This window comes from Mesorhizobium sp. M8A.F.Ca.ET.161.01.1.1 (assembly GCF_004792105.1).
GTDB lineage: Bacteria > Pseudomonadota > Alphaproteobacteria > Rhizobiales > Rhizobiaceae > Mesorhizobium.
Genome location: NZ_SRTD01000002.1, coordinates 652,670 through 668,482, shown reverse-complemented (window position 1 = coordinate 668,482; position 15,813 = coordinate 652,670). Strand labels below are relative to the sequence as shown.

At 62.4% G+C, this 15,813-nt stretch carries 11 protein-coding genes and 3 pseudogenes; all 14 read left to right on the top strand.

Annotated elements, in window-relative coordinates; translation table 11 throughout:
• The 14 genes and pseudogenes from EN804_RS08245 to rlxS all read left to right on the top strand — a co-directional run bounded on the left by EN804_RS08245 (position 1) and on the right by rlxS (position 15,794).
• On the top strand, positions 1–1,101 hold the full coding sequence (locus tag EN804_RS08245) for an FAD-binding oxidoreductase (protein ID WP_135919109.1): 1,101 nt from the start codon (positions 1–3) through the stop codon (positions 1,099–1,101).
• Between the two features lie 39 nt (positions 1,102–1,140).
• Positions 1,141–1,437, top strand: a complete 297-nt coding sequence (locus EN804_RS08240) for a (2Fe-2S)-binding protein (RefSeq protein WP_135919108.1) — start codon at positions 1,141–1,143, stop codon at positions 1,435–1,437.
• 32 nt (positions 1,438–1,469) lie between these two features.
• Positions 1,470–2,885 (top strand): NAD(P)/FAD-dependent oxidoreductase, encoded by a 1,416-nt coding sequence (locus EN804_RS08235; protein WP_210237365.1) that lies wholly within the window; start codon positions 1,470–1,472, stop codon positions 2,883–2,885.
• A 46-nt stretch (positions 2,886–2,931) separates the two neighbouring features.
• Positions 2,932–4,110, top strand: a complete 1,179-nt coding sequence (locus EN804_RS08230; protein ID WP_135919106.1) for an FAD-binding oxidoreductase — start codon at positions 2,932–2,934, stop codon at positions 4,108–4,110.
• A complete protein-coding gene (locus tag EN804_RS08225) occupies positions 4,107–4,826 on the top strand; it encodes an ABC transporter permease subunit (RefSeq protein WP_135919105.1) in 720 nt (239 codons plus the stop codon). Before EN804_RS08230 ends, EN804_RS08225 begins: the two co-directional genes overlap by 4 nt.
• Positions 4,826–5,545, top strand: coding sequence for an ABC transporter permease (locus tag EN804_RS08220; protein ID WP_135919104.1), 720 nt, complete (start codon positions 4,826–4,828; stop codon positions 5,543–5,545). The genes EN804_RS08225 and EN804_RS08220 overlap by 1 nt, the downstream gene beginning before the upstream one ends.
• Positions 5,542–6,335, top strand: a pseudogene (locus EN804_RS08215) (ATP-binding cassette domain-containing protein). The gene EN804_RS08220 and the pseudogene EN804_RS08215 overlap by 4 nt, the downstream one beginning before the upstream one ends.
• 850 nt (positions 6,336–7,185) lie before the next feature.
• On the top strand, positions 7,186–8,148 hold the full coding sequence (locus EN804_RS08210) for a zincin-like metallopeptidase domain-containing protein (RefSeq protein WP_135919103.1): 963 nt from the start codon (positions 7,186–7,188) through the stop codon (positions 8,146–8,148).
• A gap of 55 nt (positions 8,149–8,203) precedes the next feature.
• A complete protein-coding gene (locus EN804_RS08205; protein WP_135919102.1) occupies positions 8,204–8,623 on the top strand; it encodes a DUF2958 domain-containing protein in 420 nt (139 codons plus the stop codon).
• A gap of 76 nt (positions 8,624–8,699) precedes the next feature.
• Entirely contained in the window at positions 8,700–10,430 is a 1,731-nt protein-coding gene (locus EN804_RS08200) for a ParB/RepB/Spo0J family partition protein (RefSeq protein ID WP_135919101.1), read from the top strand.
• Positions 10,431–10,614: 184 nt separating this feature from the next.
• Positions 10,615–10,746, top strand: a complete 132-nt coding sequence (locus tag EN804_RS38635) for a hypothetical protein (RefSeq protein WP_281404920.1) — start codon at positions 10,615–10,617, stop codon at positions 10,744–10,746.
• A gap of 223 nt (positions 10,747–10,969) precedes the next feature.
• A complete protein-coding gene (locus tag EN804_RS08195) occupies positions 10,970–11,293 on the top strand; it encodes a DUF736 domain-containing protein (RefSeq protein WP_135919100.1) in 324 nt (107 codons plus the stop codon).
• Positions 11,294–12,227: 934 nt separating this feature from the next.
• Positions 12,228–13,288, top strand: a pseudogene (locus EN804_RS08190) (IS110 family transposase).
• Positions 13,289–13,826: 538 nt separating this feature from the next.
• A pseudogene (rlxS, locus tag EN804_RS38805) lies at positions 13,827–15,794 on the top strand (relaxase/mobilization nuclease RlxS).
• The last annotated feature ends 19 nt before the right edge of the window (positions 15,795–15,813 follow it).

Below are 15,813 nucleotides of genomic sequence, written 5' to 3'. Positions count from 1 at the left end.
ATGACCCAATTTGTCGTAGTGGGAGCTGGTCTCCTCGGCTCGTCGATCGCCTATCGCCTTGCCGAAAAAGGACATCCGGTAACGATTGTTGAGCGCGATCATCCAGGCGCCGGCACGAGCGGCGCAAGTTTCGCCTGGACCAACTCGAACGAGAAGACACCTTACAGCTACCACCTTATCAATGCGCTGGGGATGCGCGCGCACCGAGAACTCGAAAACGAGTTTGGCGCCCGTCCCTGGTTTCATGGCGGCGGTGCTGTCGAATGGCGCTCGGATGCGAATGAGGCGCGGGAACTCGAGGAGCGCGTCGAACGCCTTACAGGCTGGAAATATGCCGCCGAATGGATCTCCGCGGACAGGCTGCAGAGGCTGGAACCAGCTCTGGCCCGCGGAGCGTCGGGCGATGCGAAGGTCGCCTATTTTGCCGATGAAGGTTGGGTGGACCCCAGCGTCTATATCGAATTCTTTCTCGGCAAAGCCCCTGCCCTTGGTGTGGAATTGCGCCGCGAAACCGTCACCGGCATCGACTTGAAAGGCGATAGGGTGGGGGGCGTCAAGACGGCATCGGGGCAGACACTCGGCGCCGACGTGGTCGTAAACTGCACGGGCCGCTGGGCAAACGATCTTGGGCAGGACATCTGCTTGACGTTTCCGCTGGCTCCGACGCTCGGCCTCCTCGTGGTGACAGCTCCCGCAGCATCGGGTGTTCGGCGTGTAATCCGAACGAGCGAGGTAAACTTCCGCCCCGACGGTGCCGGCCGGATCATGCTGCACAGTGAGCATGACGAAAAGCGCTTCGCGTTCGAAAGCAGCCGAGACGAGACAATGCCGGTGGCCGCATCGATGATTGAGAGAGCGGCAAAGTTCTATCCTGAACTTGCAAGCACCAAGCCGGAGGCGATCCGCCTTTCTTACCGAGCCATTCCCGGCGACGAAGTGTCGGCCGTCGGTCCGGTCCCGGGCATCAGCGGCTATTATGTAGCCGTCACCCACAGCGGGGCTACGCTGGCACCCTGGCTGGGGCAGGTGGCTGCTGCCGAACTGGCGGGAGGCGAGCCCGAAGAGGCGCTCCAGGATTTCCGGCCCGCGCGGTTCTTCTGACAACCAAGGACACTCAAGCCCGATTTCAGAAAGGCCAGCATGTTTCGACGGCTTCGGACAGATGATTTGTCGACCACCATCCTGTTCGACGGACGGGCAATCCAATGCCGGGCCGATGACAGTGTCGCCGCAGCATTGCTTGCGGCAGGCATCGAGCGATTCCGCACGACGCCTGCCAGCGGTGCCGATCGCATGCCCCACTGCATGATAGGCAACTGCTTCGACTGCCTGGTCGAGATCGACGGTCAGCCCGACCGCCAGGCCTGCCTGGTGCCGGTTGCTGAAGGAATGAAAGTCCGCTTCCAGCCAGGCACGGGAAGGTTCGACACCATATGACTGCTGCGGTACGCACGAATTGGGAACTGGCGGTGGTGGGTGGCGGCCCTGCAGGCCTGGCCGCCGCTTCGCTCGCCGCGAAACTCGGTGTGGAAACGGTGCTGTTCGACGAGCAGCCCACTCTGGGCGGTCAGGTCTATCGCAACATCGAAGCAAACAGCCGCACGGACGACAGGTTGCGCGCTATTCTGGGCAGGGACTACTTCAAGGGACTTGCGCTCGCGGAGAGCTTTCGCAGGAGCGGCGCTGCCCACGAGCCACTGAGCTCGGTCTGGCAGGTTTCGGCCGCCGGCAAACTCGGCATCTCTCAGAACGGCAAATCCTACCTGACCAAGGCGCGCAGGGTCATTCTGGCGACCGGCGCGATGGAAAGATCCGTTCCAATCCCGGGATGGACACTGCCAGGGGTCATGGGCGCAGGGGCGGCACAGACGCTGATGAAGGCGTCCGGCGTGGTGCCTGACCGACCGACTGTTATCGCCGGCTCGGGGCCACTCATCTATCTGATGGCGTTCCAGCTCATGAAGGCCGGGGCACCCCTGCATGGCTTCATCGAGACGTCTCAAATGGGCCTGTTCGAGATGGGCCTCGCCGCATTGCCCCTGCTGCCTGGCTTCGCCGGCGACTTGCTCAAGGGGGTGTCCTGGATCGCCGCGCTCAGGAAGACGGGCGTTCCTTTCTACAAGGGAAGGAATCTGACGGTCGAAGGCGCTTCGCGTTTGGAGGGCGTCAGTTTCGAAAACGGTGGCCGGCGCCGGACGCTGCGGGCGTCCCTCCTGTTTTTGCACGAAGGCGTCATTCCCAACAACCAGATCACAGCGAGCCTGCGCTGCAAACATCTGTGGGACATCGCGCAGATGGCATGGCGTCCCCAGACGGACGAATGGGGCTCGACGACCGTGGATCTCGTCGCCGTCGCAGGGGACGGCGCTGGCATCGGCGGCGCAAGGGCGGCGGTGCATCGAGGGCGCCTGGCCGCGCTCGACGCGGCCTGCCGAATGGGCCGCATTTCGAGGACAGAGCGCGACGAACGTGCCCAGCCTGAGCGTCAGGCCCTAAGGAGAGAGACCCGTTTCCGTGCATTCCTCGATCGCGTTTACCGTCCGGCCGAAGCCATATCCAGACTGAGTGACGACGCGATTGCCTGCCGCTGCGAGGAAGTGACGGCCGGCAAGCTGCGCGCGCTCATCAACGAGGGCTTCACCGACCTCAACCAGCTCAAGTCCTTTTCCAGGTGCGGAATGGGCCAATGCCAGGGCCGAATGTGCGGAGGCACGGTCGCGCGCATACTGTCGGAAAGCCTGGGCACCGACATGGAGTCGGTCGGCTATTACCGACTGCGCTTGCCGGTCAAGCCGTTGCCTGTCGCCCAGCTTGCAGACCTCGGCAACGCCGAGCGCGAAGCGCCGCTCCCGGTCGTGGCGGGCGATCCGAGCCAGCGTATCTGAGCGGCATAGGCGGGAGCGACATGACGACATCGATTGGGAAGTTAATATGACCGCTACGGACGCAATCGTGATCGGGGGCGGTATCCATGGCTGCTGCACGGCGATCCACCTCGCGCTGCGGGGCATGCGCCCAATCGTGCTGGAGAAGAACACTGTCGGCCGCCACGCCTCGGGCGTCAATGCGGGCGGCGTGCGCCAACTGATGCGCCATGAAGCCGAATTGCCGTTATCCATGGCGGCAATGGATGGTTGGGAGCGTCTGGACGACCTGCTTGGCCCGGAATTGGCAAAAAACTGCGAATTCATCGGCGGGGTCGGACAGATAGGAATCGCCGAGAGCCAAGGCGAGATGGAATGGTGCCGGAAGCGCGTCGCTGAAATGCGCTCCCTTGGCTACGACTTCGAGGAAGTGATCGACGCTGTCGAACTCCGGCGTCTGGTCCCCTCCGTCTCCGATAGCTGCCGCGGCGGCATTATCTCACGGCGGGATGGTCATGCGAATCCGTTCCGCACGACGCAGTCCTTCCGCGCGCGCGCCGAACAGCTTGGTGCTCGCATTTTGGAGCGGACGCGTGTGACCGGGCTTTCGCAGGGCGACGACGGCTGGACGGTGACGACTGACAACGGCGCCGTCAAAGCCGACTTGGTGGTCAACTGCGGTGGCGCCTGGGCCTGGCAGATCGCGGCGATGGTCGGCGAGCATTTGCCCAAGACGCATTTCGCATCGACGCTGATGGTAACGTCCCGCATGCCTCGTTTCATCGATCCCGTGGTGATCGGCATCGATCGGGTGCTCTCCTTCAAGCAAACCGAAGCAGGCACAGTCGTCATCGGCGGTGGTGTCCTCGGCGATCCCGATCTGGACGCCGAAACAGCCGACACGATTGCTGATCGGATGGTGGTCAGCGCCCAAACGGTCTGTGAGTTTTTCCCGATACTGCGCCGAGCCACCATCGTACGGAGCTGGGCAGGGCTTGAGGCGCTGATGCCGGATGTCATTCCGGTCATCAGCCCAAGCCAGATTGCGCCCAATCTCTGGCATGCATTCGGCTTTTCCGGCCATGGGTTCCAACTGGGTCCAATCGTTGGCGCCGTCATTGCCGATCTCGTCGCGGACGGCAAAAGTGCAATTCCGATAGCCTCGTTCGGCGCGGCTCGCTTTTCGCCACGCGCAGCGTCGATCGCTCGATGTCCTGACCGCAGTGTCACGCAGGTGATCCCATGAATGATTTCGGTCTGATGACCGTCTTCAGTCTTGGCCCCGGTGGCTGGGGTGCCGCCATGTCCGCGGCAACCGTCATGACGATCGCCGTGGCGGTGACAGGGTTTGTCGCCGGTGCGATAATAGGAGCCTTCGGCGCGTGGGCGAAGATTTCTGGGGGCCACATCGTCCGAGCGGTCGCTGATGGCTACACAACAATCCTGCGCGGGATCCCGGACCTGCTGGTCATTTATCTCTTCTATTTCGGCTCCAGCGCCATCCTGACGCCCATTGGCCGGTTCTTGGGGGCCAACGGCTTCCTAAGTCTGCCCGCCTTCTTCGCTGGTGCCTTGGCGATCGCCATTGTTTCGGGCGCCTATCATACTGAAGTCTTCCGCGGCGCCTACCAGGTTGTCTCACGCGGGGAGATCGACGCGGCTTATGCGACGGGTATGTCGCACGCGCTCGCCTTCCGCCGCATTATCGCGCCGCTCACGCTGCGTTTTGCCTTGCCCGGCCTCTCGAACATCTGGCAGCTCGTCCTCAAGGAGTCGTCACTGGTCTCGGTGACAGGCTTGGTGGAAATTCTGCGCCAAGCGCAGATCGGCGCGGGCTCGACCAGGCAGCCCTTCACGTTCTTCTTGGCGGCAGCAATCCTCTACCTGCTCATCTCTTGCGCATCTGGGTGGGCACTGCAACACGCCGAAAGGCATTTCACCCGCGGTCTCAGGAGAGGGTGATGGATTTTTCCTTTTTCCTTGATGCCTTGATGCGCCTGGTCCCCGGCGTTCCACTGACGCTGCAACTGGCGTTCATCTCAGTTGGGCTCGGAATGCTCCTCGCCCTGATGCTGGCGCTGCTGCGGCTTTCGGGCAGTCTTGTCCTGCAATGGATCGCACGCGCCTACATCTTCGCGTTCCGCTCGACACCGCTGCTCGTGCAGATCTTTCTGCTTTATTACGGTCTCGGCCAGTTTGAGGCAATTCGGTACAGCGTACTCTGGCCCATCCTGCGTCAGCCCTATTGGTGCGCCATCATCGCGCTTGCACTGAACACGGCTGCCTACGGGAGCGAGATAATCCGAGGCGGCTTGCAATCGGTGCCAGAGGGGCAGATCGAGGCGGCCCGAGCCTGCGGCATGGGCCGCCTGCTGGTATTTCGCCGCATCATTCTGCCCCTCGCCATCCGTCAGGCCCTGCCGGCATACGGCAATGAAGTCATCCTGATGGTGAAGGCGACTGCATTGGCGTCGGTGATCACCATGATGGAAATTACTGGTCTTGCCGCCAAGCTGATTTCTGAAAGCTACCGCGCCGTCGAAGTCTTCATTGTCGCGGGAAGCATCTACCTGGCCATCAACTATGTCATCACGCGCATCATTCACTTGCTGGAATACCGGCTGACGCCGCATCTCACATCCGCAGCGCCAGCCGTCATCGAAAGAGAGGACGCGACATGAGCATGCAACCTCACAAAGATCCGATTGCCAGTGCGACTGTTCCGGCTGTGCGAATTCGCGATCTGCGAAAAGCCTATGGCGCTTTCGATGTGCTGAAGGGCGTTTCGCTCGACGCCTATGACGGGGAGGTTGTCTCAATTCTTGGGTCGTCGGGCTCTGGCAAGTCGACGATGCTGCGCTGCATCAATATGCTTGAGACGCCGACCGGCGGCGCGATCTCGATCGGCGGCGAGACGATCCGGATGAAAAAGGCGAAGACGGGCCAGCAGCCTGCCGACAGAACCCAGGTCGATCGCCTGCGAATGCGCGTCGGCATGGTTTTTCAGAGCTTTAACCTGTGGTCGCATAAGACCGTCCTAGAGAATGTCATCGAAGCACCTATCCACGTCCAAGGTCGCCCTCGAGGCGAATGCATCGAAGAGGCGAAGGAGCTCCTTGCCAAAGTCGGCATCGCCGACAAGCTCTATCACTATCCGATACATCTTTCCGGCGGTCAGCAGCAGCGCGCCGCGATCGCGCGAGCGCTCGGCCAACGTCCTCGCGTCATGCTGTTCGACGAACCGACATCCGCTCTCGATCCCGAACTTGTCGGGGAAGTTCTAAAAGTGATGCGCTCGCTGGCGGAGAAGGCCGGACGATGCTGGTCGTCACGCACGAGATGGCCTTCGCGCGGGATGTGTCGAGCAAGGTCGTCTTTTTGCACAAGGGAGTTGTCGAAGAGGAGGGACCACCTGAGGAGATCTTCAGCGCCAGTCGATCGGAACGCTTCCGTCAGTTCCTAGCTAGGTGATGCATCAGTTTCGCCAAAACCCAAGACCGCGACCTCGTCGTTGAGCCATTCGCTCTCAAGTCGACGCAGAGCCTTTACCTTATCCTATTGGAGCATTCCAAAGTGATAGCGATCGTTGGGCGCCTCCAATAACACGAAGGCGAGACCGGCATAGCTACAGTCTTCCGGAAGAGAAAACATAGGCGCTACATCTCGCTAACGCGTCTGGTTATTGCTCAGTATCCGAATACCGATTTCATCGCAGGATGCTTACCTGCGGAAAGCCATCAGGGTTCACCCTTGGGAGGCGTGACAAAATCGCATCCCTTGGTCCGTAGATATTTCCGCTTTCGTTCCGTCAGCAGGCAAGATCGAGCGCCGCCGCGTACTCCGCAAAACCCTATGCCGCTCCAACTCATCGCCTTCACCTGCATGGCGCACAACGCTTGCAACGCGACTTTGATCAAAACGGCCTCCTTGACCCTCATCAGTTAAGTGATGGCGCCTGCGCGCTTGAGGGCGCGCACCGGGTGCTCGTGAACCGAGCCCGCTTGTCTTCGACCGGCTCAGGCGGTCTCGGCCCTACGGCTTCGCCCCCTGGCGCGGGCAGCCCTTCGGGCTGTGACGGTCGCCGCCTTTGGGCGGCGAAGTCCTTTTGAGTGGCCTTCCCGGCGGAGCGGTGTGGGCGGCTCTCCCTTCTAGGCCCGCCGCGGCGGCCCGCAACCCTTCGCGTTCCGCTCAGGGTCCTCCACTCGCGTTTCGGTCCTGCGGATGCCGGCCACCTCTGACGGCGGGCCTTTCCGGTCGTTTTCGCCGCCCACCCCGCTTTCCGGGGAGGGCGTAGCGAAGATTGGCGAGCGGAGATTTGATCATGCGCAAGACCGGCAAACACAGTGCCCGTGGAGACGTTGGCGGCAAGAAGGGCGAGCAGCAAAGGGCCAGCCTTTATTCAGAGATCACAGATCGCATCATCGCCGATCTGGAGCGGGGCGCGGTACCTTGGGTCAAGCCTTGGGGAAGCGCGAAGGCTGGCCTTGGGCTGCCCAAGAACGCCGCCACCGGGCGCGGTTATTCCGGCATCAACATCCTGATCCTGTGGGGCGCGGTCATCGATCGCGGCTATTCCGGCCAGAGCTGGCTCACCTTCCGGCAGGCGCTTGCGCTTGGCGGCAATGTCAGGAAAGGCGAGCACGGCACCACCATCGTTCATGCCGATCGCTTTGTGCCGAAGGACGAGAAGGAACGCGCCAAGGCCGAGGACGTGGAGCCGCAGGCGGTGGCCTATCTCAAGCGCTTCACCGTCTTCAATGTCGCGCAATGCGAGGGATTGCCGGAGCAGCTTTACAGCCAGCCCGAGCCGTTGCCGGAACGGGAGATCATCCCGCAGGCCGAAGCTTTCATCCGGGCGAGCGGTGCCGATATCCGCATCGGTGGTGACCGCGCCTTCTACATGCCGAGCGCCGATTTCGTGCAACTGCCGCCGCAGCCCGCGTTCTTCGAACAGGTCAATTACTACCGCACGGCTCTGCACGAGCTAGGCCACTGGACCGGACATCCGGCCCGGCTTGCCCGTGACTTCTCAGGCTCCTTCGGCACCAAAACCTATGCCCGCGAGGAGCTGGTTGCCGAGCTTACCGCCGCCTTCACCTGCACCAGTCTCGGCATCGAGCCGACCGTGCGCCATGCCGACTATATCGCCTCATGGCTTGCCGTGCTGCGCGAGGACAACCGCGCCATTTTCCGCGCCGCCAGCCTTGCTTCCAAGGCCGCCGATTTCCTTTGCGCCTTTCAAGGCGGAGCGGCACCCGACGCAGAGGAAGAGATCGCGGCGTGAGCCGGCGCGATGCCAAACGCAATCAACTCGACCTGTTTCGACAAGGAGCTTTGCCATGATCCTGATCAACGCTGACCTTACCGCGCGCCTGCTCGCCAATGGCGCAGCAGAGACGGAAACCGACCATGTGCCAGTGGTAAAATTATTCAATCCGATTGGTGCGGCGACCTGGCTTTTGACCGAACTCGACGCCGACGGCGACACGCTGTTTGGCCTTTGCGATCTCGGTTTCGGCTTCCCCGAACTCGGCAGCGTCAGCCTTGCCGAGCTTCAGACCGTCAAGGGACCACTTGGCCTAGGCGTCGAGCGCGATCTCTCCTTCAGGGCGCGCTTTGCGCTCTCGGTCTACACCGAGGCCGCGCGGATTGCCGGCCATATCACCGAGGATGAGCCGCTTTTGCGGCAGGCCGCCGCGCGTCTCAAAACGCCAACGCCCGAGCTTCCGCCCGATCCGGCGGAACGACCGCGCCGCTAGGCGCAAAACCAGCCCGTCGCTCGGCCTGCGGCCTCGCGGACAGGGCAACACCAACCAGAGCCAAAGGAGAAAGACCATGCAACTTGCCCATGTTTGCCTCGACCAGTTAAGCGTTTCCGCCATCAACATGCGTCATTCCAGACGCGCGCCCGATATCTCCGATATCCTGCCGTCGGTGCGGGCGCGCGGTGTGCTGGTGCCGCTGCTTGTGCGGCAGAACGGTTCGCCCGACAGTTTCGAGATTGTCGCCGGACGACGGCGCTATTTTGCTGCAAAGACCGTCGCCGCCGAGCGCGGCGAGGCCGATCCGCTGCCCTGCGCCATCATGGAGGACGGCGACGATGCCGACGCGCTCGAAGCCTCGCTCATCGAAAACATCGCCCGCCTCGATCCCGACCAGGTCTCGCAATGGGAGACCTTTGCGCGGCTCATCAGGCAAGGCCGCAGCATCGCCGATATCGCCATGACCTTTGGCCTCAGCGAGCCTCAGGTGAAGCGCATTCTGGCGCTGGGTGACCTCTTGCCGAAGATCCGCGAAGCCTATCGCCGCGAGGACATCGACACCGAGACCGTGCGCCATTTGACCATGGCTTCGAAAGCGCAGCAGAAGGATTGGCTGGCGCTCTATGCCGATCCCGACAACCGCGCGCCGCGCGGCTGGCAGCTGAAACAATGGCTGTTCGGCGGCCAGTCGATCTCGACCAAGGTGGCGCTGTTTTCCATCGAGGATTATTCTGGCCTGATCGTCTCCGATCTGTTCGGCGAGGACAGTTTTTTCGCCGATGCCGACCTGTTCTGGCAAAAGCAGAACGAGGCCGTCGCCGCCAAGCGGGATGCCTATCTTGAAGCCGGATGGGCGCAAGTCGTGGTGCACGAACCCGGTCAGTATTTCCACCCGTGGGATTACGAGAAGACGCCCAGGAAGAAGGGCGGCAAGGTCTTCATGACAGTCTCGCAGCGCGGCGAGGTCGAGGCGCATGAGGGGTATCTGTCGCGGAAAGAGGCCCGCCGCCCTCGTTCGAATGGCGAGGTCGGCAACGAGGCCGAACAGCTCGCAAAACCCTCGCGCCCCGAGCTCAGCGGGCCGATGCAGAACTATGTCGATCTGCATCGTCACGCCGCCGTGCGGCTCAGCCTGCTCGATCATTCCGGTGTCGCGCTGCGCCTGATGGTGGCGCACGCAATTGTCGGTACGAGCCTGTGGCAGGTGCGTCCCGATCCGCAACGCGCCGCCAACGAGGCGGTGGCGGCCAGCATCGCGGCTTCAAAGACCGAAGCGGCATTTGCCGGGAAGCGGCGCGAGGTTCTGGCCCTGCTTGGGCAGGCCGAAGAGGATGGTCCGGTCGCCGGCGGCAATGGCGATGACGTCGCGCTGGCCAGTGTCTTTGCCCGTCTGCTGACGCTTCCGGACAACGAAGTCGAGCATGTTCTGGCTCTCATCATGGCCGAGACGCTTGGCCTCGGCAGCGCCATCATCGAGGCGCTCGGCAATCATCTTGGCCTCGACATGCGCGCCCATTGGCAAGCCGACGACGCCTTCTTCGAGCTGTTGCGCGACAGGCAAGTCGCCAACGCAATGCTCGCCGATGTCGGCGGCAGTGACGTCGCCGATGGCAATGCATCGCAGAAGCTGAAGACGCAAAAGAAGATCATTTGCGACTTCCTTGCCGGGGAAAACGGCCGGCAAAAGTTCGACGGCTGGCTGCCGCGCTGGATGAAGTTCCCGGTCGAGTCCTACACCAACCGTGGCGGCTTCCGCACTGCTGATCAGTGGTCGAAGGTCCAGTCGCTGTTCGTGTCTGACTGATCGTTTGTGCAGGCGGGCGGCGACGTTTGGAACGTCGCCGCTTGTCCGCTTGAGACGCTGCATCGACAGCTCGGCATGCCATGCGACAGCGCTGCTCCGCTCCGGTGTTCAGCAGGTCGCACTCTCTGTTGACCTGCGATCAGCACCACCGCCGGGAGCAACAGCGCTTGCTGGTTGAGCATGATTGCGCTGGCTCGGCACCGAAGCGTCCGCAATCCCTATTATCGCCTTCACCACCTGGCTGGCTGCAGCGACCGCGTCTCGCAAGCTTCTCTTTTTGCTGTCGCCCGGCACCATTCCCCTGCCGCTGGCTTGATGACCTATGGGCGATCCTGCCCGCCCGAAACCCTCGGCCGACAGCTTTTTTCCCCGCCGCCTGCGGCGGCTCCTCGCGCCCGCTCGCGCTTCAAAAAAGCCGTCCGCTCGGGTCCTCCGCTGGCGCTGCGGCCTTTTGAGGTTCGGGCGGGCCGGACGCGCCCATCACGGTTCGCCATCGCAGGGGAATGGTCCCCGGCGACAGCAAAAAAGGAAACGTCGAAATGACCGCGATCGGATACGTCACCAAGCAGGAAGACGGCAGCTACAAGGGCCAGCTCAAGACGCTCAGCGTCCGCGCCGAGATCGCCATCTTGCCCAACCAGGCCAAGAGCGCCGAAAGCCATCCCGACTTCCGGGTGCTGACCCAGGGGATCGAAGTCGGCGCCGGCTGGATCCGCACCGGCGAGGCCTCCGGCAAGGACTATGTCAGCCTGTCGATCGCCGCACCCGAGTTCGGACCGCGAAAACTCTACGCCAATCTCGGCCGCGCCGCCGGCCAGGACGATGACGACACCTACGCCATCATCTGGAACCCGGCCGACTGATCGGCCAGTCGCGAAAGCCCCCGCACCGATCGGTGCGGGGGCTCTTTCAGAGAGCCTTGCACGTTTCGTCCATCGGGCTGAGAGCCGCCTGGATATTGGCTTGTTTTGAACCGCGCTCCGCCCACTTGGCCGCAACCAGCGTGCCCCTCCGGCTCATCGCCCGCGGGCCGGAGTGCAACGACTGCAGCAACTTTTTTAACTGAGGCACCCCGACGTTTTGGTGTGCGCCAGAGATGGATTTATGGCGTCGTGGATTCCGAAGGTAGTGGGCCGAGGTTGCGCTACTGAAGCCGTTCACGTCGTGGGTCGGGGGCATTTGGCGTCATGCATTCAATGCCGCTCGCAACTCTAGGAACCTGCTGCGTTGATCATATCTGGGAGCGGATTCGTATGGTTCGCGCCACGACGTTTGGGTGCGCGCAGCATATCTGCGTGCCGATATAGCCGTTCCAAAATCCCAGCCTCCGTTCGCTGTCTAGGACGCCGGACCAGCGCGCTAGCTGCTCACCTCTTGGCAGATGAATGGCTTTGCTGCGGATGAAGGTCTGGCATTCGAACAGCTCAAAAAGGCGCGATTTTTCTCGCCGCCAAGCACCCGTCCGTGAGCAAATTTCATCGCGAGAAAGCATTCAAAATCTCACTCCAGGCGCGCGGTGTTTTCTTCAACGACTGCCTTTTCGAAAGCAATTCGAGCAGCGGGATTGTGCGCCACTCGACCGCCAGCCAGCGGGATCTGTGATGCGGGTTGGCCGGGGAGGGGAGGTGTTTCTTGCCGGCCGGAAGGGGTGAGGAGACCGGGGTTGGGCTGGGTTGCGGAAGGCTCTCCTAATCGGACGTCATGCGGCAAACCGTGGATTGTTGTGCGGGTTGCCATGTTCGGGAGCCGAATGTGACGGAGGATTCCGACCGTCAACTGATTCGGAGGAGAAGCATGATGGTCCTTTATGTCGGTCTCGATGTCTCCCTTGAAGAGACGCATTTCTGTGTCCACGATCAGGCCGGGAAACGCTTGAAAGAAGGCAAGGCGCCCACCGATCCCGCGGCCGTTGCGGAGGTGCTCGCCCCGTTCAAAAGCGAGTTGGATCGCGTCGGCTCGAGGCCTCCTCGATCGCTTGTTGGCTCGCTGCCGAGCTCAAGGAAATTGGCTTTCCAGCCGTTGTCGTGGAGGCCAGGCCGATGCGCGCAGCACTCAACGCGCAGCGCAACAAAACCGATCGAAATGACGCGCGCGGCATCGCCGAGATGATACGTCTGGGATGGTACCGCGCCGTTCATGTGAAGAGCTCGGACAGCCAGCGGCTGCGCCTCCTCTTGTCGAACCGGCGGCTCTTGAAGCGCAAGCTGATCGACGTCGAGAACCACATTCGTGGCACACTGCGCGCCTTCGGCCTGTTCATGGGGACGGTCTCGCGCGGTAAGTTCGAAGGCAGGGTTCGCGAGCTCCTGGAGGGCATTGGCGATGGCCGCAACGACTTCATCGAGACCATGCTCGCCGTTCGCCAGGGCATGCTTGCCGGCTACAATGCGCTGCACCGGTTGTTGGTGCGGATCGTGGCGCAGGATCCGGTCTGCCGCCGCCTCATGACGGTGCCGGGCGTTGGCCCGATCACCGCGTTGTCCTTCAAGTCGGGCGTCGACGACCCGTTGCGGTTCCGGCGCTCCAGAACCGTCGGCGCGCACTTTGGACTGACGCCAAGACGGTGGCAGTCGGGCTCGATCGACATTGAGGGACACATCACAAAACAGGGTGATCGCGAGGTGCGAACAGCGCTTTGCGAGGCCGCCGCGAGCCTGCTTCTGCGCGTGCGATCTTGGTCTGCTTTGAAGGCTATGCGGATTGCCAAGCGTACCAGCATGATGAATGCCATCGTGGCGGTGGCCCGCAAGCTCGCCGCGATCCTGCACAGGGTGTGGCTGGACGATGCCGAATTCAAGGTCGGGCGTGGCGCAAAGATGAAGCGGAGGTTGCCGCAGTTGGCAGCGCCAGCAGCATGAAAACGACGATCATCCAGGAGTAAACGCAGCCATCGAACACGGGAGTCTGATGCCATTCCACGCGCGTGGAAGAGCCCCTGGCGGGGCCGCTGAACAGGGTATGTCCGCTATCTTGCCTGCTTTGTATCCGTCGCGATCTGCTTGCGATGAGAGCGCTGTGAACGCTTGGAATGCCCTGTTTTGTAGATCTGACGAAGAGCATGAGCCGGCCGAGCTGACCCTTTGGAACCAGTCAATCGCCGAGCTCGAAGTAGCGCATGGACCGCCAGAGGCAACGATCCGCCCGCAAGCTTGGCTTTCGTACGACTGAAGTGTATCATGCCCGCCTTTACTACGATGGAGTACGATTTGAGCGGTTGATATTGATGAATTATTACCGGTAGATAGCTGTCCGATTAGTAGGGCAAGATAAAGGCATCGCCTCCAAGGGGCGGCGAAGTCCTTGTCTGCACATCGTTTTTCCAGGAGGCTGCCTCCGGCGCCAGGAGGCTGGGGCGCCCAAGCAGCTGATTTTGCTGTGGTTATGCGGGAGGCTGGGGTGACAGACGAAGAGTTCAGGCCGAAGCTTGGCAAAATCGGGTCGCGGGGCTCAAAGGCAGGGAAGCGGTTCACCAGTCAGCTTCGGGCCGCGATCAACCGGGCCGGTGGCAAGTCCCGACGCAGCAGCCATTTCACTGGAAGCCGCGTTGGGCGCGGCGGGGCCGCCGCGGCGCTGCTCAAGTCACGCGACCGATATGCTGCGTTCCGGCAGCGTCGAGCGATCGTCAAGGCACGGGTCGTGAAGCTGGCTGGCAAGGCTGCTGACGGGGCGCGGGCGCATCTGCGGTATCTCCAGCGCGACGGCGTCACCCGCGAAGGCGAGCCTGGCGAGCTCTACGGCGCCGACACCGACCGCGTCGACGCAAGAGCTTTCCTCGATCGCGCGGACGGCGACCGTCATCAGTTCCGCTTCATCGTCGCGGCCGAAGACGGCATTGAGTATGACGACCTCAAGCCGCTCACCCGTCGTCTCATGGCGCAGATGGAGGGAGACCTCGGCACCAGGCTCGACTGGGTTGCCGTCGACCACTTCAACACCGGCCATCCGCACACTCACATCATCATTCGGGGCAAGGACGACCGCGGCGAGAACCTGGTCATCGCACGCGGATACATTTCGAGTGGAATCCGCGAGCGGGCGGCCGAGCTGGTCAGCCTCGATCTCGGTCCTCGCACAGATCACGAGATCGAGCAGCGGCTCCGCCAGAAATGGAGCAGGAGCGCTTCACCAGCATCGACCGCCGACTGCTCAGCATGCGCGATGATGAAGGGCTTGTCTCGCCGGACGGTCGCGACGCCTTTCGCCAAACGTTGCACCAAGGCCGCCTGCGCAAGCTCGAGCGCATGGGTCTGGCGGAGGAAGTCGGCGCTGACTCCTGGCGTCTCGATGATGAGCTCGAAACGACGCTGCGCCGTATCGGCGAGCGCGGCGACATCATCAAGACCATGCATCGTGAGCTGGCGGGCCAAGGGCTCGCCCGCAGTGCTGCTGACTGTCTGATTCACGATCGAACCGGCGAGCCACCCCAGCCTGTCGTTGGCCGCGTTGTTGCGCGCGGCTGGGCGACGAAATCAACGACCGGCATTACCTTATCGTCGATGGCCTTGACGGCAAAAGCCACTACATCGATATCGGCAAGGGCGAAGCCACCGAGCCGACGCCTCATGGCTGCATCATCCGTATCTCGCCGGGAACACCGAGCCGAGGCAGGTCGACCGCACGACCGCCGCGATCGCCGCTGCTCACGGCGGTCGCTACAGCATCGATATTCATCTGAGGCACGACCTGTCCTCCACCGAACGCTTTGCCGAAACGCACGCGCGTCGACTGGAGGCGATTCGTCGCGCCACCGGTGGCGTAGAACACGACCCCGACGGCACTTGGATCATCGCGCCAGACCATCTCGACCGGGCCGCGGATTACGAACGCCAGCGTGCCAGGTTTGAACCTGTCATGGTCGACAAGCTCTCGTCGATGCTCCTGGAGCAGCAGGTCGGTTTTGACGGCGCGACCTGGATCGACCGGGAGCTCGTTTCCGATGCACCTGAGGCCTTGAGCAAATCCGGCTTCGGCCGTGAGATGCGGGAGGCACAAGCTGGCTGGCGGCAGTGGCTAATTGCCCAAGGCCTGCCGCATGAAGAGCAAGACCGGATCGTTTATCGCGTCAACATGATTTCGATCCTGCGCCAGCGCGAGCTGAACCGGGTTGCCGGGCAGCTGTCGGAGGGGCTTGGACTGTCTTATGTCGAAGCCCGGTCTGGAGAACGAGTAGAGGGTAGGCTCCGCCGCTCCGTCGAGCTTGCCAGCGGAAAATATGCCATCGTTGAAAAGTCGCGCGAGTTCACCCTAGTGCCTTGGCGGCCGGTGCTCGAGCGGCACATCGGCAAGGAGGTATCCGGGATCGTGAGCGGAGAGGGGATTTCATGGACGATAGGTCGGCAGAGGAGTGGACCAAGCGTGTCATAGTGGCGCCCTCATCACGCGC